This is a genomic window from Rhodococcoides trifolii, from assembly GCF_014635345.1.
Lineage (GTDB): Bacteria > Actinomycetota > Actinomycetes > Mycobacteriales > Mycobacteriaceae > Rhodococcoides > Rhodococcoides trifolii.
The window spans coordinates 354,724-376,638 of the sequence record NZ_BMCU01000006.1 but is presented as its reverse complement, the minus strand read 5'-3'; the positions used below and the strand labels follow the sequence as shown (position 1 = coordinate 376,638).

18 protein-coding genes are annotated in these 21,915 nt (G+C 63.2%); 3 read left to right on the top strand and 15 right to left on the bottom strand.

Features of this window, described 5'->3' with window-relative positions:
- Positions 1-48 precede the first annotated feature (48 nt).
- From IEW02_RS23625 to IEW02_RS23595, 7 genes are all read right to left on the bottom strand, one after another.
- Positions 49-954 carry a LysR family transcriptional regulator gene (locus IEW02_RS23625; RefSeq protein WP_229746270.1) on the bottom strand — a complete coding sequence of 302 codons (906 nt, stop codon included), beginning with the start codon at positions 952-954 and terminating at the stop codon, positions 49-51.
- 170 nt (positions 955-1,124) lie between these two features.
- A complete protein-coding gene (locus tag IEW02_RS23620) occupies positions 1,125-2,159 on the bottom strand; it encodes an arsenic resistance protein (RefSeq protein ID WP_051364866.1) in 1,035 nt (344 codons plus the stop codon).
- Positions 2,156-2,587 carry a MerR family transcriptional regulator gene (locus IEW02_RS23615; protein ID WP_027494242.1) on the bottom strand — a complete coding sequence of 144 codons (432 nt, stop codon included), beginning with the start codon at positions 2,585-2,587 and terminating at the stop codon, positions 2,156-2,158. The genes IEW02_RS23620 and IEW02_RS23615 overlap by 4 nt, the downstream gene beginning before the upstream one ends.
- Before the next feature lie 312 nt (positions 2,588-2,899).
- A complete protein-coding gene (locus IEW02_RS23610; protein ID WP_051364869.1) occupies positions 2,900-3,778 on the bottom strand; it encodes a phosphatase PAP2 family protein in 879 nt (292 codons plus the stop codon).
- A 367-nt stretch (positions 3,779-4,145) separates the two neighbouring features.
- The gene (locus tag IEW02_RS23605; RefSeq protein WP_027494243.1) at positions 4,146-4,706 is read right to left on the bottom strand and encodes a universal stress protein; all 561 of its coding nucleotides are present in this window, start codon (positions 4,704-4,706) and stop codon (positions 4,146-4,148) included.
- Between the two features lie 26 nt (positions 4,707-4,732).
- Positions 4,733-5,098 (bottom strand): fluoride efflux transporter CrcB, encoded by a 366-nt coding sequence (gene crcB, locus IEW02_RS23600; protein WP_027494244.1) that lies wholly within the window; start codon positions 5,096-5,098, stop codon positions 4,733-4,735.
- Positions 5,095-5,580, bottom strand: coding sequence for a fluoride efflux transporter FluC (locus IEW02_RS23595; protein ID WP_027494245.1), 486 nt, complete (start codon positions 5,578-5,580; stop codon positions 5,095-5,097). Before IEW02_RS23595 ends, crcB begins: the two co-directional genes overlap by 4 nt.
- Before the next feature lie 884 nt (positions 5,581-6,464).
- Between IEW02_RS23595 and IEW02_RS23590 the strand changes: the two genes are divergently transcribed.
- Positions 6,465-6,671, top strand: coding sequence for a hypothetical protein (locus IEW02_RS23590; protein WP_188547599.1), 207 nt, complete (start codon positions 6,465-6,467; stop codon positions 6,669-6,671).
- 1,119 nt (positions 6,672-7,790) lie between these two features.
- Here IEW02_RS23590 and IEW02_RS23585 read toward each other — a convergent pair.
- Positions 7,791-8,405: a hypothetical protein gene (locus IEW02_RS23585; protein WP_188547597.1), complete on the bottom strand. Its 615-nt coding sequence runs from the start codon at positions 8,403-8,405 to the stop codon at positions 7,791-7,793.
- Positions 8,406-8,498: 93 nt separating this feature from the next.
- Here IEW02_RS23585 and IEW02_RS23580 point away from each other — a divergent pair, with 93 nt between their 5' ends.
- Together IEW02_RS23580 and IEW02_RS23575 are read left to right on the top strand one after the other, a co-directional pair.
- Positions 8,499-8,924: a hypothetical protein gene (locus tag IEW02_RS23580; protein ID WP_188547595.1), complete on the top strand. Its 426-nt coding sequence runs from the start codon at positions 8,499-8,501 to the stop codon at positions 8,922-8,924.
- A 155-nt stretch (positions 8,925-9,079) separates the two neighbouring features.
- A complete protein-coding gene (locus tag IEW02_RS23575) occupies positions 9,080-9,454 on the top strand; it encodes an SdpI family protein (protein WP_188547593.1) in 375 nt (124 codons plus the stop codon).
- A 196-nt stretch (positions 9,455-9,650) separates the two neighbouring features.
- Here the strand turns inward: IEW02_RS23575 and IEW02_RS23570 are convergent, their stop codons facing one another.
- The 7 genes from IEW02_RS23570 to mobF form a co-directional block, all read right to left on the bottom strand.
- Complete coding sequence (locus IEW02_RS23570; protein ID WP_188547591.1) at positions 9,651-9,977, bottom strand: hypothetical protein; 327 nt, start codon at positions 9,975-9,977, stop codon at positions 9,651-9,653.
- A gap of 12 nt (positions 9,978-9,989) precedes the next feature.
- Entirely contained in the window at positions 9,990-10,130 is a 141-nt protein-coding gene (locus IEW02_RS23565; RefSeq protein WP_188547589.1) for a hypothetical protein, read from the bottom strand.
- Positions 10,131-10,275: 145 nt separating this feature from the next.
- Positions 10,276-10,650, bottom strand: coding sequence for a GntR family transcriptional regulator (locus IEW02_RS23560; protein WP_188547587.1), 375 nt, complete (start codon positions 10,648-10,650; stop codon positions 10,276-10,278).
- On the bottom strand, positions 10,647-11,588 hold the full coding sequence (locus tag IEW02_RS23555; protein WP_188547585.1) for a hypothetical protein: 942 nt from the start codon (positions 11,586-11,588) through the stop codon (positions 10,647-10,649). Before IEW02_RS23555 ends, IEW02_RS23560 begins: the two co-directional genes overlap by 4 nt.
- 880 nt (positions 11,589-12,468) lie before the next feature.
- The gene (locus tag IEW02_RS23550; protein ID WP_188547583.1) at positions 12,469-13,578 is read right to left on the bottom strand and encodes a DUF4238 domain-containing protein; all 1,110 of its coding nucleotides are present in this window, start codon (positions 13,576-13,578) and stop codon (positions 12,469-12,471) included.
- A gap of 188 nt (positions 13,579-13,766) precedes the next feature.
- Positions 13,767-14,891 (bottom strand): site-specific integrase, encoded by a 1,125-nt coding sequence (locus tag IEW02_RS23545; RefSeq protein WP_229746279.1) that lies wholly within the window; start codon positions 14,889-14,891, stop codon positions 13,767-13,769.
- 251 nt (positions 14,892-15,142) lie between these two features.
- Entirely contained in the window at positions 15,143-20,935 is a 5,793-nt protein-coding gene (gene mobF, locus IEW02_RS23540) for a MobF family relaxase (protein ID WP_188547579.1), read from the bottom strand.
- Positions 20,936-21,915: the final 980 nt, after the last annotated feature.

Here is a 21,915-nt window from a genome sequence, read left to right as displayed (position 1 = left end):
CAGTCGTCACCGGTAGACACCGATTACCTGGCCGGTCCCAACCTCAGGTTATGACTGCGGGGATTTGAGGGCGACGACGAGCAGGTCGCTCGACGGTCCTCGCAGTTCACGGCCCGCGGGCCACACGGCACGCAGGAACCGGCGCAGGTCGAGCCCCTCTGTGTGAACGCGGGCCAGCGTTCCGGCGGCGATCTCGGCGGATACCGCGAGGGAGCTGAGTACGGCCGGTGCGAGGCCGCCGATGACGGCAGCTTTGATGGCAGTGGTGGAGGACACCTCGAGCAGTGGCGCGGCGAGTGGGCCCGCAGTCCGGAGCGCACGTTCGAGCGCGAGACGTGTGCCGGACCCGGGTTCGCGGGTGACCAGCGGTGTCGCGGCCAGTTCGCTCGCCGTGATCGTTCGTCGAGCCCATTGATGATCGGGGGCGACGACGACGACGAGTTCGTCGCGGGTAACGTCCTTCGAGTGGAGTCCGCTGGGCAGATCGGGGCTTTCGACGAATCCGATGTCGGCGCGGCCGTCGAGCACCGATGCGGCTACGTCGACAGAGTTTCCGGAGGTGAGAGTCGGTGTGATGGAAGTGTCGTGGGAGCGCAGTGTGATGAGCCATCGCGGTATGAGGTATTCGGCGATGGTGAGGCTTGCGGCGATACGAATGTGGCTGTGGCGGTCGGTGCGCAGCATTGCGATGCTCGTGGCGAGCTCGGCGGCTTCGGCGATGACGCGCTCGGCCCAGCCGGCGACCAGTTCGCCGGTTGCGGTGAGGGTGGCACCTCGCTGCCCGCGATGCAGGAGTGCTACCCCGATGCGGCTTTCGAGTGCTTTCAGGCGTGCGCTCGCCGCTGGCTGCGACATGTCATGCGCCTCCCCTGCGCGTCCGATGCTTCCCAGCTCGGCGACGGACAGCAATAATTCGTAGCTGATCAGGTCGGTCACATGGGTCGGCAGGGGCACGGTGCCAGCGTAGAGACTGCAGTCGTAGCGGGCGCGGAGCCCACAGGCGCGTTTGCCGGAAAAGTCCCCATTCGATGCTCAATGCTCGCGGGAAGTGGAACGGGGTCGCGGCACTGGATCCCGTGGTTCGTTCACCCTCACTGACGCCACCTGCTTTTATCCAGTTCTCGTCACCCAGGATTGCCTTGGTTCGTGCGAGTTGTTTCGAACTTCACCGGTGCTCTCGCAGCGTGAGCTGGGACAAGGCAGGGGATGAGTCGGACGTAGGCGACCATTCCGATCAGCTCCACCAGTGTCTGCGTCACCACGACCACGGCAGCAAGAGACAGTGCTGGTGGCAGCGCGAGCGCCAGCGGCAGAACGACCAACGAATTTCGGGTGGCACCGGAGAAGATCAAGGCCCGAGCGTCCGGGACGTCCAGGCGGGTCACTCTGGCCGTCGCCCATCCGACAACCGCCATGATGACCAGGAACGCGACGAAGATCGGCACCGCGGCAAACAGCTGGGAGCCTTCGGAGCGGACTGCGTCGATCTGCGACGCCACGACGACGGCAAGAGTGGCCATCATGACCGGCACCATCGCCGCGGCCATCACATCCATGATCTGGGTGCCGATACGCCGACGACGCGCAAGTGCTTGCGTCAGGGCCGCCAACACCAGAGGAACAACGATCAACAGCACGAACGCTTCGACGAACGGTGCAATGTCGATGATCTCCACCAGCTCGGACCCGACGAACAACCACAGGTAGAGCGGCAGGAACGCGATCTGCAACAACATCAACAGCGGCGCGCTCGCGAGGAGCCGTTCCGACGCTGCACCGGCCAACCCACTGAAGACGATGACGTAGTCGATGCAGGGAGCCAACAACACCAACAGCACACCGACGAGTACCGCCTGATCAGCAGCAACGAACCGGGTCAGAGCGAATACGACGATTGGAACGAGCACGAAATTCAGTACTACGACGCTGAGCAAGAATGTGCCGTCGCGCAGCGATGCGCCGATGGCGGAGAACGGAACCGCGAGGAACGTAGCGTAGAGCAACACGATCAGTACCGGATTGATAGCAATCTCGAACGCATGCGCCGACGACGGCGCACCCAAACCGACACCGCCACCGATGAGCAGGGCCAGCAGGTAGAGCGGGATCTGGAACTTCTCCAGCCACGCCACCACCGAGGTGGTGCTCGATATGTTCATGCGGTGCCCACCGCGGTGTTCGCTGAGATCAGCCAGGTGCAGTCCGGATTGCATGGCGTCGGCGCGTCGGGTGTGTCCCCGAGCCGGGCCAGCGCGTCGGTCAAACTCTCACGCAGAGCGGTCAATTGAGCGATCGATTCGTTGGCGTGCGCGATGTGGGACTCGATGGCGGGGCCGAGTTCGGCTTTGACTGCTGCGCAGGAGTCTTTCTCCCAGACACGAAGGAGAAGTTTGATCTCCGGCAGCGACAGGTTCAGGCTCTTGGCGGCGGTGATGAACGCCAAGCGTTGCCGAGCGCGGTCGTCGTAAACGCGGTAACCGTTCGCCGAACGGTCCGCCGGGAGCAGGCCCTCGCTTTCGTAGAACCGTAGCGTGGTCGCCGGGACGCCGGTCGCCGATGACAGCTGTGAAATGCGCAGAGCGGACATGCGCACGAGGATAAACCTTCGAGTCGGGTGGAAGGTCAAATCCTTGACCTTCCACGCAGGTGCTGGGGCTAACGTCGGGCCATGTTCCCAGCGAGACCGCGCCCGGACGTCCGGGCGCTCATCCGTCTAGACCTGACGCCTCTCAGCGAGATGAAGGCCCCGTCGGCGTGCACGCTCTCAACGGCTGACCAACCTGAGGGTATCGAGTTGTGGGCAACGATCCTCACCTGCGCTACCAGCCGCGGACGGTCGACGGCGGACTTGTATTCACCTTCCCGTCACGTAGTGCTCGGAGTCGGAGTGGGTCCGCGATCAGTCGGGTGAGGCTGCCTGAGGGGTCGGTCCGAGCCGGACATTGACCCAGTGTCGGACCGGAGGGATCGACCACATGGTCCACAGTGCGAGGAGCGCAGTGCTGGCGGCAAGAATGCTCGCGGCGACGTCGAGCGGGAAATGTACGCCGAGGTACAGCCGGGAGGCAGCGACGGCGAGCGCGAACAGCACTGATGTCGTGCGGGCCAACCGCCGGACAATTACGTGCGCCCGAGCGGTGAGCAGGACCACAAGCCCGATCATGGCCGCAGCCACCGCTGTATGTCCAGACGGGAACGACCACACGGTGTCGGGAGGAATCAGCCAGAACCGTTGCGGGGGACGGGGTTCGCGGATGCTGTATTTCGCGATTGTCGACACGACGAGGGTAGATGCCATCACTGCCAGGGCCCATGCCGCGTCGACCCGTCGGCCTCTCCACGTGAGCCATGCGGCGATACCGATCGCCACCACGATTCCGACGACCGGTTGTGCGCAGTCCGTGACAAATTCGGCGAGGGCAGTGGCCCAGCCGGCGCGATGAAGGGCGATACGGTCGTGGAACCGCAGACCCGCCTCTGTCACAGCAGTGGTGGAGGCGAGAGTGCCGGCGGCGAGCAGTGCGGCAAATGCGAGCAGAGCGGCGGCAAACGGCCGAATCCACGGACGAGCAGGAAACATAGGTGACTTTCCTTGGTTGGGTTGCGTGGGATGGACGGTGGGGTGCCAGGTGCGGCGACGACCGGTGGCGAGTAGGGCGGCCACTGCGATGACCTGGATTGCGGGAACGACGGTGAGCGACGCGGGAATCGAATGTCGTAGAGCAGATCGGTTTTCGGCTGGGGAACGGATGGCTTTGCCGCTCCGTTCGTCGATCACGAGAACGCAGACGCGCCAGTGCGCCGGCGATCCAGAGGAAGTGCACGGCGATGACGGGGTGGGCGTAACCGGAAACGTCGACGCCCAGAAGCGGCGGCTTGGTGTATGCCACCGGGCCGGAGACCGAGCGCACCATCAGCGCTGCGACCTCGTCGGATGCGGTGACCACACCCCGACGACGAAGGCGGTAGCCCCCCGCGAGGCGAGGGGGCCGGTGATCGAGCGGGCACCTTCGTAGACGAAGTCCGCGAGCATGCTGACCGTCCCGAACGCGACAACGAACCGACACGCCCCCCATCGATGGTCGTGGCGGTTCGGTGGATTTCTTTCTGGAAGCGCGCGGCGGGAACCCGGTGCGGCGGATGGGTCACCGGCGTGTTTGGGCTGCGTCACTATGCTGCCTATCGGTAGCGGGGACGAGGAGGACCGGGCGGTGGGCGTGGCGGGCGAGTGTCGCGGACACCGATTCGCCGACGGCCCTCTCCACCAGTGACATCATCCCGCCGCGGGTGGTACCGATGATGATCATCAGGGCGTCGTTGGCGTCGGCGATCGTGGTCAACAGTCGAGCCGGGTTGCCCCGCCTCGAGTAGAACGCCCAGTTCCCGGGGATGGCGGCCAGCATCGCGCATGCCTCGCGGCGCTCTTGTTCGACAGCGTCGGCGATGCGTTGTTCCCAGTCGTCGCTGTCCGGGTCGATCGGCAGGTCATCGGTGTCGACGATGTGCGCTACATGCAGGAACGCGTTCAGTCGACCGGCAAGGTCCATCGCGTAGGTCAAGGCAGCGTGGCTTGCTGGGTGCCGGTCGAACCCCACGACCAGGTGGCACACCGGTTCTACCGAGGCGGCGGGGCCGTCCACCTGTAGCGGAGCGCGCCAGTCCCCTAGGTCGTCGCAGGAGGCGTGGCTGGGATCGTCCTCGGTCATTGTTTTCTCCTCATATTGTTTTCTCCTCATACGGAAGCCAGGACGAGACCGGCACCGCCGGCGACGACAGTCACCAGCAGGGTGCCGACCGCGTTCAACACGCCAGCGATGTACTTCTGACGTTGGATCAGCCGCACCGTCTCGAAACTGGCGGTGCTGAAGGTGGTGTACCCGCCGCAGAAACCGATGCCCACGATCAGCTGAAGTTCCTGGGGTAGTCCGTGGAAAAGGATCAGTCCGGTGACGAATCCGAGGAGCAGTGATCCGGTCACGTTGATGATCGCTGTCGCCCAGGGAAAATCCGACGCCCGGCGGTGCCTGATGGCCCCGTCGAGCACAAAACGGACGATCGCCCCTGCACTGCCCGCGCAGGCGATCCAGAGTGTCGTCATTGTGTTGCCTCCGCGGGCCGTGTCCGCAGTCGCGCGGCGATCGCGATTCCGGCGGTGGTGGCGACCAGACCCACCAGTACGGTGCCGGCCGCGTAGCTGCCGGCGGCCCACCACTGATGGCTGCGCAGAAACAGATCGGTATCGACGGCCAGTGTGCTGTAGGTAGTGAACGAACCGAGCATCCCGGTGCCCACCAACAGCCGGACCCGCTGCCGCCACCCTGTGTCCGGGCCCAGGCGAGCCAATCCCTCCAGCAGCATTCCGAGCAGGAACGCCCCGACGATGTTGATAGCGAAGGTCGTCACCGGCCAGCCACTCGCGGCAGAGGAACACCACAGTCCGAGTTGGTATCGGAGCGGGGCCCCGACCAATCCACCGACACCGACGGCGGCGATCGCGGACGCTCGCGCATGCAGCGGGCTTGGGGGCGCACTGTCGGGATCGACCGGTAGGGTCGGATTCGGGTCGTGATGGCCGTTCATGGACAGACTCCTTCCACTCAGGGAAAGGAGCCATCAGCCCCAGGGTTGGGGCGGTTCAGACAACCCCCTACGGGGCGGTCTCGGCGGAGATCCATCGCCGGACACCACTATAGCCTGACCAGGGATCGACCCAAGCAGATCCGATGTACGTTCGAGATTCTCGGTCAGCAGGCCGAGGTGTCTATGTGCCAGCGCTGCAGCTCAACAACCGAACCCGGTTGTTGAGCTCGACTAACGGCCACGACGGCACCGGCCACGACGGCACCGGCCGTGCAACGGGTCGGATTGGACACCTGTGTTCGCGTATCAAGCCCGGTATTCCCGATCCGCCGACCACCGCGATCTTCTCAACACGGGTACGTGGCACACGGCGTCACCAAGACGCTGAACATTTCGCCGAACACAGCATTGTCGTCGAACTCAGAGCGGGCACCAGGCTCGGAACCGAGGTTCATTGCCACGCCGCATCGACACGCAGTCGACTAGACCACACTCGAACATGAACTGCGCCACCCAATTTAACCCCACTGCAGTAGGTCGAGAGTGAATCGGGATACTTCGAATCGAACGCATAGAACGTCTGGCGCACAAGCGCACTCAACATACCGGTGACGAGCTACGTCAAAGTCAAAGACTCCAAGGGAACACACACGACGTGTCGAGGGCAATCATGTTCACTGGTAGATCGAGGACTTTTCGATCACAGAAGCTGTTCTATATGGTGGTTGTACGCGTAGCTCGGCGGGATGAATGCTACTGACCGGCGCTCCCGTGTGGTGGGTAAGTGCAGTCGTCTTCTGAACTAGTGCAGTCGTCTTCTGAAACTGACAGGCGCCGGCGCAGCAATCAGCGGAATCTTGTGGGACACCGCTCTGCAACAACACGTGCCACAACAGGCCCTCTCCCGAGTCGCGTCCTACGACAGCCTCGGATCGTTCGCCGCGGTCCCGCTAGGCCAACTGGCCGTGACGCCGATCGCAGCCGCAGTCGGCTCAGCACACGTCGCCATCGCGGGGGCGATCCTCTGGGCGGCAATGTCACTCGGCGCGCTCGCAGCGCCATCAGTTCGCAACCTCCAGCCCACGCGGTAGCCCACGACGTGCAACGGTCGGCCCCGCGATTCCCGGTCATCTCACGTTCGAACTTCGCAGTCTCTTTGTGGGTTACGATCGTCCGTAGCAGCGACCGATACGAGGTCACTGACCGCTGACGTGGCCCCGCCCGTGTGAACTCGGCGGCATCTAGGTTCACGCATCCGTGCACGTAACGGCGCTCTCGCACCGACATGAACCACCACCCTCCTGACACCGAGGACGTCGACTGACGATCCGAGTCCACCACCGACCAAGCCTTTCGGCGGCTCCGCAGACCATTCCTCTTTCTCACCTCCTCTGAAACAAGAATTAAGGTACGACTCCTTGCGACCCCCGGGTTCGAGGCTCCACAGACGAATAGCCGTCAACCTTGTAGTTTCCGCACCGCAGCCACTCGGCGGGGTCGTTCAGACCGTTCCCTAACCGACTTTCCCTGAATCGGGCTGAGGACGCGTACCGCCGGCTGCGCTCCGAGGACGCGACGCCCCGACTCCAACGAGGATTGCAATCGATGTCGCCAACAACAGAACCGCACACAGGGATGCCAGACCTGCTGAAGACGCGAACGCCCAGTACATCAAGGCGCCGAGAATCCACGGCGCTTTGACCAACCCGCACACCGCGACAGCACCAGCGCACAACCTCGCGACGACTCGCCAACCCCGCCGGTCGAGCGGCACTGACACGGCGATGAGCACCGCCAAAACCACGACAACGAAAAGCGGCCCCTGGTGCCACTTCGACGCGTTTTCAGCCCACGACTCTACGTTCGACCCCATTTGGTCCTGAGTAGTGGGCAACCCACCAAAGCCCGCCGCAATCGCCGCTGCACCGAGTGCCGCTACCGTCACCCTGTCTCGGGCCTTCACTGACCGCCACCGATCTGTTCATGACGAGCGCGTTCTAAAAGACGCCGTTCGCATCTCAAGCTACTAGTTCTCAGCCCACTGATCACCGCGCTTCGCGACATAAAATCGGGTGAAGCCAGATTCGCCGAGGCCGACTTATGTCCCGCAACAGTTTTCGCACCTTCGGCGACCGACCGTCGAAGGAGCCGTCGCCCTATTCTGCGATGGCCTGAGACCCTGCGCACGTACTGATACGTCCCTGGTGGCGTCAGTGATCAGGAAAATTAAGCCGGGGAATCAGATTATTGCCCGGAAAAGGGGGACCGTTCGGATTGTCCAAATTCTTCATGGTGCCGCCACCTATCCGCTTTTCCATGACCGAATCCGTTCCCAGGACATGCATAGGTGTATCAGCGCGCGTTGCAGGCCAGACCTGTATCAAATACCGCTCCACGATTTCTGTCAGATCACCCAGCCGACGGGCACGGTCGCGGTCTCGCGCGTGAAAACGCATCCTGAGCAATCCGACCCGTTCGGTAAGGATGGTTTCGGGTTGGGAGTCGTTGATGTTTCCGATCCGAACTGCCGACCCCAACGGACCACCGGGCGCGGGGTTTGTCACCGGCAAGCTGGTGAAATCTCGTTCGGTGATGACGTCCCACTCGACGTCGAGCGTCTCAGGTCGCGCGCGATACTCCTCGATAGCAACTTCGACAGGGCCGTAGGTGGCGCCGGTCATGACCATGAGTGCCCCGTGGCGGAACTCGGTGATGGCGTCGATGATCCTCCGCCACGGGTCTTCGACCGCTTGATCGGCGCGTATACGGAACTGACCCTCGACAGTCTGTACCGATGTCGTCAGCACACGAAACGGCGCGGTCATCACGCCATCCTGTCACGATCGCGTTGAGACTCGTTCCGTGCGCACGGCGAGAAACAACGACCGGAAGAACGGACAATTGGTACAGTCGGGGGTATGGCGACGTCGACGAAGCCTCCCGGGCTCGCCGGCCCGATCGTGCTGCTGTATCTCGGGTATGTGGCGTCGGTGCCCTACACCGTGGGCGTCGTCCGGAATCTGAGAAATCCGGAGGTCTCGTTCGACGGCATCCTCCCGCTCGGACTGCTCGCCATTGTCGGTTTCGCTGCGGTCGTCTCGGCGACTCGAATGCTGTTCGTGAACGAGAAGTTTCGCAGTCTCGACGCCGACCACACATCGACTCTGCCGCGCAAATTGACAGCGGTCGTCGTCACCGCTGCCGTCTTCCTGATCACCCTGTGGTCCATTTTTAGTGGCTCACCGGCACTGGGTCTACTCGCTCCCATCGCTATCGCGTGGTCTGTGGTGAACGCGATCAGATTGCGCCGGTCGTTGCGGTCACCACATTCGCCCCCGGTGTAGACGACCTACCACCATGTCTTAAAGCATCAGCTAACAACCGTGTCGACGACACGGAGCAGTCCGGAAAGCGCAGCTTCCAACCATTCCTGCGGAATGTGGGTCGCGTGCTGCGAGGCAGGCTACGACGGCACCTACCGCGGGTGCGAAGGGAAACGATGAACGCTCCAGCCATCCTCTCGCTCACCCTGGGCGTTGTGCTCATCGGAGCACTCTGCGCTCTCTCGCGTAACCAGGTTGCCGACCTGGGGCCCAACTCCGTCATCGGCCTCAAGACCAAGGCGACCACAGCATCGCCCGAGGGGTGGCGCATCGGACACGAGGCTGCCTCTTCACTACTTCGAGCAGCACTCATCACCGCGACAGTCGTGGTGGCAGTTACGGCGGGGACTTCGGTGGTGTCGGTCGTATCGGGGTCGGGGACCGCGGCGGGTCTTGCGGTAACCGTTCCCGCTGTGGGCCTCGGCGTCCAAGCGATATTGATGGTTCTGGCAACGGTGAGGGCCGACAAGGCGGCAAGGACTGCTCGCTAGCAGCGTCTCGAAGGTCCACTGCCCGTGCAGGTGTTCCGTGTGACGTTCGAGTCGCGCAGTAGATACTCGTGACTGGACCTGCAGCAGCCGTGCCCGAAGATCCTTCGAGTTCACGGGCCCGGCCTACTAGGCTCCGGTGCTTTAGACCCCGCCGTTGTCGAGTCCACAACAGCCGCACCGACCGCCATCTCAGCACTCAGCCGCGGGTTGTGTACTGATAGAACATGCCGTCCCTCCAGCGCAGAAACACTGATGGCCCGAAGCCTTCCTGCGGGGTGAAGATGTCGTACCAGAGTGGCCACATGTGGTGATCGGCAATCCACGCCACGGTCGGCGGAAGACCGGGGGTGGGTGACGACGAGTCCAATGCGTATCCGGTACCCGCGATGTACAGCTTGGGCGGCGGATCGATGAACCAGGTCACCGTCCCGTAGAAGGGGTACATGGCCATCAACAGGGCAACGATCGCGACGACAATCACCAGTGCAGTCACCCAGAGCCGGTCGCGGATTTTCTCGCTCACGCACTCCCCTCCCTAGCCGGTGTCAGGACCCCGATCGCTGGCGACGCGGGCCCCGAGTCCGAGGGCGACCACCACGGCACGTATAGCGGTGGACCTCAGATCGGCACCCCGAGAACGCTTCTCACCGTTGTGAGTCTGGTCGATCTTGTTCATCGGCTCCGGGTACACCAGCACACGAACCTTTTCTTGCGTCGTTCGGTGAACGACCCTAGTGGCAATTCGAGTCCTCGACCTGAACGACGCCGTACCTTTCGCTGCATCTCGACGGCCTCACTCATGCGCATACGCGCGTCGAGTCTCACTCGCCATCGACGAGTGCCGTCGCCGACGGATCCAGTTCGGCTCGAAGCGAGGACATCACATCGTGCGGGTCGACTCGGATGCGCGCCGTCGTTCGAGCGAGTGATCGAACGAGGTCGACAATCTCTGTGGGTAGCGGGGATGCGGTGTCGGACACCCTGGTCCCGGCGCCGGTGCGTGTCACGACCAGGCCGTCGTGCTCGAGTTGCTTGTAGGCCCGTGCCGTCGTCCCGGGGGACACCCCCAGATCGCGGGCGGTCTGACGGACGGTGGGCAATCTCTCGCCGCGCCCCAGACGACCCGAGACGATCAGACCCCGGTAGTGATCGTAGATCGACGTCGACTGCCCTCCACCCGCGAGGCGATCAGTCATCGGCGCGCCGCAACGGAGGCCTCCGACGACGCGCTGACCGATCGGTGTCGAAACGGACGCGCGATCGCCTCGAGCACGTACACGACACCAGCTACTTGCAGGACCCACCCGAGGACTCTCATCGTCGGCGCAATCGAGGAGAAGCCCGTGCTCCACAAGTACGGGTCGGAGCCCGGCATCTGGAAGCCGACCTGTCCCGCCGAGTAGCCGATGCCTTCCACTACAGCGCCCAAGCTCAGAAGCACAGCACCGATGGTCACGGTCAGCAACAGTGATGCCGCTGCCGCTCTCGCACGACTCTCGTCGTCCACCGCTGCGATCCGGGCAAACGGCCGCGCAGCATCGAGATGCAGTGCCCACCAGGTCGATCCGAGCAGAGCGATGGTCATCAGGATAACGGGAAGGCCCTCTGTCCAGCCGTAGACCGTGCCGTACCCACCGCTCGGCCCGATGAAGGTGATGTTCGCCGATCCGGCGACACCCGGTTCGGATGCGAGCCCGCACACGACAGTCACTGCCAGCAGCAGAGCGGCCCAAACGAGCAGAATGCGAAGCTGTCCACCGTTCACGAACGACGTCCACGTCCGGCGAACAACGGGTACCACCGGTTCCTCGACGAGTACAGGGTGTCGAACCGCCCACAGCGCCAGAGTCGACGCTGCGATGGTCGCTCCCGCGAGGGGAGCTGCGAACCTCCACCACACCGTGTCGAGCGGCTCCGACCACCGAGGCGCAAGGACGCCGAGCGCCCACCCCGAAAGGACGAGCAGAGCTCCGAGGGTGCCGGCGAGTGTGCGGAAACGGCGACCGGCGGTGTGGACTCCGACGGATCTCCGTGCCACCAATACCGTTGCCAACCACACCAATGCGGCGACGACGACCACTCCGACGGGACTGAGTGTGAGAGCGAGTGTGAAGCCGAAGCTGCTTCTGTCCACGAATATTCTCCTTCAGCAATTTGTACCAAGAAACTAGCACAATTCGTACCAATTGATGGATACAAGTTCGAGAAGAGTCGAAGTTCGCAAAGAACGTGGATCACTGCAGCGGGGTCGCAACGGACGCAGTCTCGCCCAGTCGACCGGTGACGTGTCGATACCGGACAGGTGCGGTACTCGGCGGCTGCGGGCAGGTCCTCCCGGTCTGGTCACCGCAGCTTTCCGCAGGGGAAATTCGCGGGCCGGCCAACAGACCAGGATGCTCTGTGGGCGTTCGACAATCGAACTCCGCTGCGCCGCGTCCTGCGGAGTGATTTCGCTCTTCCCGTTCCGAGCTGACGGGAATCACCGTCTACACCTTGAAAGGTCACTGTCATCGTGCTGTCCGGACGCCTCCTAAGAAGCATCCGCGCAACACGTTTCGCTTCATCTTCTGTCCGGCACTCTCGCGCGGTCACCTGCGAATCGTGCGCGGGGGGGGCTGAACCACTTCTTCGGAGACCAAGAAGATGCCGATCTCGAACTGTGGCCGATCACCGGTGGATACCGTCATCGACTCATGGTGGCACCCGCCATTGCATTCCGCTGTGTTCCCGGCGTCGTCTGTTTGGCTGACTTCGTTAGCCCTGCACCAAATACGGTCCGACTAATTAACCCGGTCCACCTGTCGTCGTTGCCGCCGCGCTCGACTTGGTCCCCACCCTTCGCGCTCACTGGACGACTGGTTGGTTGACTGGCGGAGTGTCGATATTCGAAGGTGCGGTGATCGGGGACGGTGGACACCTCTTCCCCGGTCTGGCGGTCGCAACAGTTTTCGCACCGCACTAGGCAGCAAGCCTTGTCATCAGCGAGGTACGGCCGCAGGGTTTGGCTGTCATGCTCAGGACGTCCAACGGGAAAGCGGCCATTGGGGCGCATAGGGTGCGCCGGTCCACCGCGTGTTCGGTGAGAGTGCTCTGACGAATTCGCTGTAGCTGCTCAAAGTTTGGGGAAACCCGGTCGACTCCGCGGGGTAGGGAGGGACTGTCATTCCCGCAGCGACTGTGGAACCAGGTTGATCGAAAAGCAGGCCGTTGCTGTTGAACGCTAGTTCGCGGTTGACGAACCCTGTCTCTTGGACGGTGAGGTGGTGTGGCCGTTCGATCGGTCTGTCCAAAGGTGCGAGGACGAGCAATCGGCGCGGGCCAGCCGGAAAGAGGATGAGCGGGGCCGTCTTGTACGGAATCGGCAATTCTCGCGTTTGACGCTTGGTGCCGATACGGATCACAGGGTCGTCGCAGGTCAGCAGCGGCGACTCAGTACTGATCAGCCACCATGATCTGTGTTGTTCGAGGTGCGGGACGACCTGCTCACGCCAGACCCCGATTGCCGACTCGATCGCCTTGGGTTGGGTTTCGGCGCTGATCAGTTGGGTGCGCACAATGCTCTGTGCGATTTCTCGATGGCGGGCGTGCGTGTAAGGGATGCCGTAATTGCCCGCAAGCACCGAGAGGACGTCGGGTATGTCGAACAGATACTCGGCGCCGTAATGGGCGATGGCACGGTCGATGGTCAGCTCATGTTCTCGCCCGCGAAACGTCCGCTGGCTCTGTAGGCCCACGTAAACAGCGAGATTGGACAGAAGGTTGGTGTCTCTGATGCGGCCGTCCGGGCGGGAATCGAGCGCCCTCAGCCAGTGCGCAGCTTTGTCTTCGATTCGCCCCATGTGGGTTTCGAACCACATGCTCGGGTTGTCATCGGGATCGACGTCGTGCGCTTCGATCTCGTAGAAAAACTCCTCCGAAGCGGCGGCATCGATGTCGGGGTCGACGTCGGCGACCGATCCAACATTCAGGTCGACAACTCTTACCTGGTGTCCGTTGCTTGACCACCGTTTCAAGTACATCCGTGGCACGACGTGATGTCGAAAAGTCGTCTGAGGGTTACGGCGAGTCAGTTCCTTCGACCGCTCGATCTCGGCATCGGTAATCCACTTGTTGGGCGAAGCCACGAGATAAGCCTACGGCCACGCCGTCTTCGGTAACGGTTCAATCTGCCGTCATAAATTGTCCATCACCGACCCACCTTCGACCGTCGGGCTCCGTTCCGGCTCCGTGCGGTCGACCCGAACTCACGGAATCGGTCCCCCGGCCCGACGGACAGTTACATCATGAAGGGCAACTGCGCTCACTTGACTCTCTATAGTCCAATGTCGTTGACGGCGTTGCCGATCAGGGGCGCGTCCTCCCTCGCGTAGAGCTCGAGCATCGCAGGACTGGTGTGTCCGGTCTGGCGCATGATGGCGTGTGCCTGGGCGCCATTGCGGAACGCCTGCGTCACGAAACCGGCACGCAGCGAATGCCCGCCGAGCTGCGAGAGCAGGTGCGGGTCGAAGCCGGCGTGCTCGGCGCGGCGGCGGATGGTCTTGTGGATCGCCGATCCCGACAGGGGTGTGGTCGAGAGGTTGCCGTTCTTGACGACGGCGCGAAACAGTGGTGACCGCGCCACCGTGCGTGGCACTCCCCCGTGGCAGATGTGACCGTCGAACGGCTCGCGCCCTCGCAGTAGCCGGATGACCGACGGTCGCCCTCCGGCGTCGTACGCGGCGACGACCTGGAGCCACCGCACGTACGCGCAGGGTGGGCAGGTGGTGTGCGAGACCGTGATCGGCAACGCACGGACAGCCCCGTGACCTTCCTGGTCTGTCTTGGACTTGGTCAACCGGACGTGGAGACCGTCGTGTCGGTGGATCTTGACGTCGCCACAGGTGAGGTCGGCGAGTTCGCTGCGACGGAATGCGCCGGCGAACCCCATCAGCAGCAGGGCGCTGTCGCGTCGTTCGAGGACGTCGTCGGACCATCCTGCGCTGCGTTCGCGGGCGGTGGTGACCATGAGCGCTATGTCCGCGACCAGCAGTGGCGCGCGGGGTGTTCGGGGTCGGTCCCCGGCGGCGGCGTATTCGCGTCTGATTCCGGCCAGGGTGGCGGCGACCATCTCGTCCGGTCCGGGCGCCGGGAGACCGGATGTGCGGTGATAGTGGTTGATCGAGGCGACCCACCGGGACAACGTGGCGGGTGCGTACGCCCGCTTCCCCGTCTCGGTGTGCGTGTCCGCGGCGTCGACGAGGTACGCCGCGACCGTCAGCGGGTGCGCGGGCAGCGCGTCGTAACCGGAGCGGGCGCACCACCCGGTGAATCGGCGCCAGGCGGATGCGTAGACGCGTCGTGTGCCGGCGGATCGGGACGAGGTGACGGCGTCGGCGATCCGTTCTGCGACTGCCGACGAGACGGCCGGACGGGCGTCGCCGGGGGCCAGCGCGGCCAACCAGGTACCTGGTTGTCCCTGTTCGTCGGCTCCGGCGGGTGGTTGCGTCACAACATTGACCGTATCGCAGGTCTCCGACACGGTCCGGGAAGAAAAACTGTGCTGAACTGGCGTTTCGGTACCTACGGTGCGAAAAATGAAATTTTCGTGGCCAAGTTCTACCCGCCACTTTGACCGGCTGCGTAGAAGCAAAAAGATTGTCAGAGCGCGTGATTAGTAGAAATCCGTTCGTATTGCACTGAGTGAAGCTTCTACCGTTCTGAACCAACGTCGTGAGTGACGTTGTGCGCACGCAAGTTTGTCCCCGGCATCAACTGATGAGCTTGCTCTCCAGACAACGCCCGAGCACCACGGGTTCTTGTATGACGGTCAATCAGAAGGCTCTGCCCGCCTTCGCTGTTCGCGACTTTTCCTGCACGCCGTTGCCTCTGCTCTTCTCGGCCCTGCTCGATAATTGACCGGAGACGCTCCGCTTTGACTTTCATTTTCGTATTGGTCTCGGCTGCCGCAAGGTCGTCACGCGCTGCTGCTGACGCTTCAGCGCTCCATGCGTCAGAGTCCTGCGACCGTTCGATGATGCTTTCCCAGGCACCTTCTGGCAATCGCACCTCATTCTTTGCGGCCGTCGCGGTGCGCAAAGCCTGGGCGACCGCATCTCGAGCCTGTCGCAGTCGATCGTGCGCGGCTGGATCTGGTGATACGTGCGTTCGGCGAAACCTCATCCTCGCACCTCCCGCTGTCGTCAATCCCTGACAAGCCGAGCTCAACTCGGCGCTTGCCGCGTCGTACACGGTGCGGGCCGCGCGCGCCAAGGCGATCAATTCCGCCTGCTCACGTATCCGTCTCTGCTCCTTGTGAACTCGCTCAATCGAAGGCACTCGATCGGTCTGCGACGCGACCAGGAGAGTGGCCTGCCGCAAGTCGGTCTCCGCCCTGTCGATGACGTGCATCAGCTCCGTATGGGACAGCGCCTGGAACGGTCGTTCAGTCGCCGGGGCAGCGGATTTCACGATTTCGTCTACTCGACTGCGTGCGTACTCTTCGGCAGCAATACGTTCAGCGCGTACGAGCTGCCCCTGCAGTGTGTTCACTCTCTTCGAGGCTGCAGAAACACCAACTGCATCGAGGTCCATTGCTTCCCATCGAGCGTCGAGCACATCCTCGGGCGTCACGTGGCCCCCATCAGCTACGCCGACGTCCTCGTACGTCGCTGCGGCGGCCTCCGCAGCTGTTCGGTCCGCATTCACACGGGTTACCAACATCGTCAGTCGCCATGTCTCCCATGCAATGGTGCCTTCGAGTGCCGCTGCACGGTCGTCATCTCCGATTTCGAGGGCGACCTTCTTGTCCGACGTGAACTGACCGATCTGCCCACGAACGACTTCCGCGGCGCAGTCGGACTCGATCCAGGTATGTCGGGCATCCAGCATGGCGATCATCGCCGGCCTCTGACGGTCCGCGGTCTCGCGCATCCCCATCAACGTTGGCGCAACGGCGGTCATTGACGGTCCGCGTCCATCCATCAGCTCATTGCGGAGTGAGTGCAGTTCTTCGCGAGCCTCGTCGATATTCGCACGCAGTAGCGAGACGCGTTCGTCCGCGGCAACATTCGGGTAGGCCAAGTCAGCTACGTGCTGCGCGTTGTCCGCGTAGAGCTGCCACTCTTCGGCTGCGTCAGGAGCGTCGGGCAAGCTGTCGGTTTTGCCCTGCGGTTCGGCGGGCTCGATAGTGTCGAGCGACAAGTAATAGTCCGCGTCGAGAACCGCCAGTGAGTCAGCGACTGTGTCGTCCGTAGAGGACGGCTCGAAACTGCGGTCGCAGTGCGCGTCGTCGAACTCGGACCCGATCTCCGGTTCTGTTGGCGGGTCGATGACTTGCCAGGATCCGCGATCGTGCACCAGCAGTTCGATGCGCCAGGTGAGTGCTCTCGCCAGCTCGTGCGGACGGACGCCTTGTGTGTCGCCGACACCAGGGTCGAGAAGACCGACGGCGGTGTCGAGAAGTGACGCTGGTGTCCATGACCGTGGGCTTGCTGCGTCTACTGCCGAGACCAAGGCGGGCCAGGCAGCGTCGGTCATCACCCGTTCCGCGTCGACGGAACCGAGGGCAGCCACCAGGTGTTCGGACCAGGGCGGGCGCACTGTCGGTCCCAGGCCGTCGGCTTCGAGCACGGCATCGCCGAGAGCGCCGGACAGGCGCCACCACAGTGCCGCGGCCGGTATTTCATCCGGCAGCGGGCGGTCGGCGACGGCTTCCTCGATCAAGCTGTGGACATCTATTCCTGCCTGAGAGGCAGTGGCGAGACGCTCAGCCAGGTTGGGCCAGTACGGGTCTCGGGCGACGTGGCGGTCGATTTGGTCGACAGCGGGTTGCCACGTTCGAGCTGCGGATGCGTCGTCGCCCGCGATCAGTTCGGCTCTCGATATCAGTTGTTCCTGCGCAAGTCGCGGCGCCGCGGCGAATTGGTCCGGACCGCAGGTCCGTCGATCGGCATCGGGGACGTCATGGGCTGCGCGGAACACTGCGAGATCGGACGGGAGGTCACGGTCGGCGCTTCCGACGAACGGGCGTGCCCATGTCGGTGACGTCGTCGGAGTCCACTGTTGCGAGGCCTCGTGGACGGCGCTCGCGTGCTCGACTACAAGTGCGGCGCGCGCGCTGAGATAGGGAGCCCATTGCGTGTCGGCCTGAAGGGCAACGGGAATCGGCGGCAACCACGGGAGTGGACTTACGTCTGTTCCCGGCGTGGATGGCCGGGGCGCGGGTAGCCGCCACTGCAATACCGCTGCAGGATCGTCCGCCGTGGTGAGTTCGCGTCCGCTGCTGAAAGCCGACTCGAGTGCGTCGAGTGCGTCGACACCATTCGCTTCCAGCATCGCAAGATGCATCCGGAGGACGGGCCAGGCCGGCGCGTCGCTAATCGCGTCCACCAATCCCTCAGCAGATTGGGTTATGTGCGACAGCCGTTCCGGGCCGACGTGAGTCTCGGCGGCCGTACCGACTGCGTCGCGGTAGGCAGCGGCGGCTGGGCCGAGAAGTCTGAAGGGGTCGTTGACTTCGCGAGCGGTGGTGTGTGCGGACTTCTGCGCGCCGTCCCTGGCGAGGATGGTTCTGAGGTCGTCGACGGCAGTCGGCGGCAGCAACCCGCGTTCCGTCATAGCGAGTTGGAGGTCCCCGTTCGAGGCAGTTGGAAGGTAGAGGTGATTGCCGTGTCTACCCCGAGTCATCGCTACGTAGAGAATCTGGCGGGTTTCGGCACCGGTCGCGACGGTATGACACACGTCGGCGGTCATGCCCTGCGCGGAGTGAACGGTCGAGGCATACCCGAGGGTGACGTGGTCCGCGACGTACTGCGCAGGAAGGGTCAGCTTCCGTCCGAGTCCGAGGTGCCGAACAACCAGTTTGCCGGATCTCGTGGCTTTTTCGACAGTCCAGCGGTCACCGTTGCGAACCCAGTCCGACGCTGTCATCGGTAGCCTGCGTTCGTTCTTTCGGGTGCAGATGATGTCGCCGGCGCTTGCTGCGAGACCGTCCGACAGCCTGACTTCGCGACCTGGTCGAGCGCCGCCTGCCGCGATGCGGTCGGTGCGAGCACGCGCGTTCAAGGTGTTGACCACCTCGAGCGTCGGGGCCAATAGAACAGCATCTCGGCCGGCGGCACGATCTGTAGCCCATCCTCGGTAGGCGTCGTACGCCACGGTCACGTCGGACCCGACGTGTACACGTCCGTGGTCGATATAGAAGCCGATGGCCGCGTCGTCGCCGTCGCGAAGGGCAAGCGATGCAGCGCCTTCGGAAGGATCGGAGAAGCGCACCACGTTCGACAGGGTGACCGCGCCGACGGTGTCGTGGATGTCCCGAAGTACACCCCCGGCGGCGATTGACGCGAGTTGTTGATCGTCGCCGATCAGTCGAACGCTGGCGCCGCGACGAAGGAGTTCGTTGATCGCAGTGTCGAGATCGAGTGTGCTGGTCATGCCGGCCTCGTCGATGACGACCAGCGTGTCCGGACCGATGTTGTCGACCCAGGCAGTCTGCCCCGTCGATGTAGGTCGGTTCTCGAGAACGAACAGGAGCTTGGCGACGGTGTCCGTCGTCGCCCCAAGGTCGTCGCGAAGCAACGCAGCGGCTGTTGCCGTCGGCGCCAGTCCTACTACAGTTCCACCGGAGTTCAGCCATGCGCGGCCGAGAGAGCGCATTGCGGTGGTCTTGCCTGTACCGGCTGGGGCCAACGCGAGCTGAAGTCTGGCTCCCGACGATGCCAGTTCGCGAACGAGGGAGCGTTGGCCAGCATTCAGTTCGCGTCCGTTCGCAGCGGACTCCAACAGCGCGAGCTCGATATCAGAAGGACGAGCCGATCGGCCGCCGCGAAGCGTCGCGGCGCGGAGGACCCGAGACTCTGCTGCGAGCACCGCTTCCGAGGTGAAATAGGAACTTTCGTGCTGGGTGTAGACGTCGGTACCGTCACGACGTCGTAGCACGGTCGGTGTCTGCGATTCGACACCTGCATCGCGGGAGTTGGAAAGGTCGACGGCTCGGGCGGGGTCGCATGCCATCGCAACGATCCGGCCCACGACGTCCTCGATCTCTCCGCTGCTCAGGTCGTTCCCGCGAACAAGCCGTATGGCCTCGGCCCGAACGTGGTTGATACGCCACCGGGAGCGCTCGCGCGAGACGGTGTCGACTATGCGGTCTGCGCAGCTCTCGATCCAGGCATCAGATCGCTCCGCACCCGGCCGGTGATGCTGTGTCGTGGCCGTCGCAATCATGTCGACGACGGATCGGTCCGACCCGAGAATTTTGGCGGCTTCCGACCACCACACCGACCGCTGGTCAGCCAACGACCGGGGCTCGTGTTTGGCAGCCCGCGTCTCCAATGTCGCCTGCTGCGCAAGACTGATGGACTCGATGGCTGTCGGCTCACGACCGTGATCGCGCTGGAACTGGGAAGCCAACTCGCCTGTTCGGTGCACGATCATGGCTCGACGCGACGACCAGGCCGCCGTCAGTCGATCGTCCACGCCGACGAGCTCGCGAACAGGACGACGCCTCGAGTCACCGGATCGCCGCTCAGCGAAGCGGCCTCCGACCTTCGAACGGACTTCGGCTTCCAGAACGGTGTTGTAGACCTCGGATGCACTGACCACGTTGCGGTAGAGCGGACGACCGTCGAGTGCAAGCCATCGCGTTGCACCGTCCGCACCGACAGTGCGCACCTTGTTGCTGATTGCAACGTGGGTGTGCAAGTTCGGGTCTCCGGCACGCGAATCGCGGTGGGTGAACGCGGCGGCGATCAGACCATCGGTGTCGACTTGAGCAACTCCGTTGGTGCCTGTGCGGGAAAACGTTGCGTTCCGTTCCAGGAACAGGAGTGCGGCCTGTACGGCCGCGTCGTGTGCGGCCTCGATCTGTGCCGCGACGTCCAGGGGTGCGATGGCCCACAACGCCGAGACCGACTTGACCGGTGTGAACGTCAGGTCGTACCCGGCTACCGCTTTGGTGTTCTGTCGTCCGATGCGGGCGACCCATCCCGACAACTCGCGCGCGTCGGAGGGTGAACGTCCGAACTCGCCTTCGAACATCGACGTCGCGACCCCGGTTCGTATCCGGGCTCGGTCGTCGTCCTGAATTGGGGCGTTCCACTTGTGGCCGTTGCCCGTGTTGAACTCGACGAACGCGGCGGCGCACGCCACCCGAAACTTGGTTGCTCCCCCGTCGATTTTGAAGGATCGTCCAAGTTGCGCCGACCGAGCAGCCTCTTTCGAGGTCGCGCCAGCACCAATCGCAGCCAGAAAGATTTGATCCGCGTCGGGGTGCAAACCCTCTCCGAAAAGGGCCTTCATCTGTGCCTCGGAGACCTGACTGTTGGGAGCAACTGATCCCAAGGCGGTGAGTCCGGTGCCCGACCACAGGCCCGGCGTTTCACCCTTCTCGCTGTAATAATCCGCGAGCGAGGACACTCCGCGCTGCGTCGAGTCCGCTGCTGCGACCTGCCGGGTCAGATATGAATACCCATCCCCCGCGGTCAACTTGTGCAGCCCCATCACAATTCGGACAGTACCTACGCAGAACTGAATTGACCATAATGCAAGAGGTGTGTGGGGATTTGCTTCAGTGAAACTATCTATCGCATTATCGGGATCGACGGTAAAGTCGGCGACACATTTTATCGAAGCCGGTGGTACGAAAATCAACGGCGTGGACAGAGGCGGATTGTGGACATGGCGTCGTCACGCAGTCGGATCGAGTCACGCACACGTGCCCGTATTAATTACCAGCATTCAGTGGTCACGAACGACACCAGGGACAAAGCGAACCAGATCGACGTGAACACGTTCCGAGCGGCATGGGAGGCGGTCGACGCTGGCTTGCAGTCGATGGCAAGGGCGCTGAGGGACATCCAGACTCGGGAGGGGTCGCTCCGGTCAGCGTCGGCTCTCGCGGGCATCCCTACCTTTGACGCGCGACGGCTGCTCAGGTCTGCGGACTTGCATTCAGTTCCGACCCGGCGCGCGCCGGCACCCACGGTCAATCGGAAAGCTCCGCGCAGTCAGGGCCGAAACGCTGACTAGGTAACCGAATTTCTACAGGCACGCAGTCTCTGTGAACGATAACGAACACACAAGGAAAAGGTTTCACATATGAATGTTCACGTACTATCCAGAACTGACAGGAACGATTTCTCGATTTCTCGGTCGAGAAACCGAAGCGTTGCAGCCTGATGATTGCAATCGCGTTCGGTGCAGCCATATTTCTGATCGTCGCGCGTGTGGTTGCACGGTCCGGGACTGGGCGAGCGCACCGCGTTGCACAAGCGTTCGCGCCGGCGTTTGCGCTCGTGTCTCTTGCGATCGGGGTGGCGTTGCTCATGACCGCTGTCGGATCCGCACTCTTCGGCGGCGGCCGGCACACAAGACTGTGAACGACGTAGAACAAAGTAGTGAGGCTGTTCGAGCGTTCCTTAGCGCCACCGCACGCCGCAATGCGAATCCTCCAGCGCAACTCCCACAGTCCGCGCTCAGAG

What these genes read in the sequence shown, in the direction of transcription:
- IEW02_RS23560 (WP_188547587.1), bottom strand. Translation starts at nt 10,650, where the DNA reads ATGACTGATCGCCTCGCGGGTGGAGGGCAGTCGACGTCGATCTACGAT.
- IEW02_RS23615 (WP_027494242.1), bottom strand. Translation starts at nt 2,587, where the DNA reads ATGTCCGCTCTGCGCATTTCACAGCTGTCATCGGCGACCGGCGTCCCG.
- crcB (WP_027494244.1), bottom strand. Translation starts at nt 5,098, where the DNA reads ATGACGACACTCTGGATCGCCTGCGCGGGCAGTGCAGGGGCGATCGTC.
- IEW02_RS23575 (WP_188547593.1), top strand. Translation starts at nt 9,080, where the DNA reads ATGAACGCTCCAGCCATCCTCTCGCTCACCCTGGGCGTTGTGCTCATC.
- mobF (WP_188547579.1), bottom strand. Translation starts at nt 20,935, where the DNA reads ATGGGGCTGCACAAGTTGACCGCGGGGGATGGGTATTCATATCTGACC.
- IEW02_RS23580 (WP_188547595.1), top strand. Translation starts at nt 8,499, where the DNA reads ATGGCGACGTCGACGAAGCCTCCCGGGCTCGCCGGCCCGATCGTGCTG.
- IEW02_RS23620 (WP_051364866.1), bottom strand. Translation starts at nt 2,159, where the DNA reads ATGAACATATCGAGCACCACCTCGGTGGTGGCGTGGCTGGAGAAGTTC.
- IEW02_RS23565 (WP_188547589.1), bottom strand. Translation starts at nt 10,130, where the DNA reads ATGAACAAGATCGACCAGACTCACAACGGTGAGAAGCGTTCTCGGGGT.
- IEW02_RS23595 (WP_027494245.1), bottom strand. Translation starts at nt 5,580, where the DNA reads ATGAACGGCCATCACGACCCGAATCCGACCCTACCGGTCGATCCCGAC.
- IEW02_RS23585 (WP_188547597.1), bottom strand. Translation starts at nt 8,405, where the DNA reads ATGACCGCGCCGTTTCGTGTGCTGACGACATCGGTACAGACTGTCGAG.
- IEW02_RS23605 (WP_027494243.1), bottom strand. Translation starts at nt 4,706, where the DNA reads ATGACCGAGGACGATCCCAGCCACGCCTCCTGCGACGACCTAGGGGAC.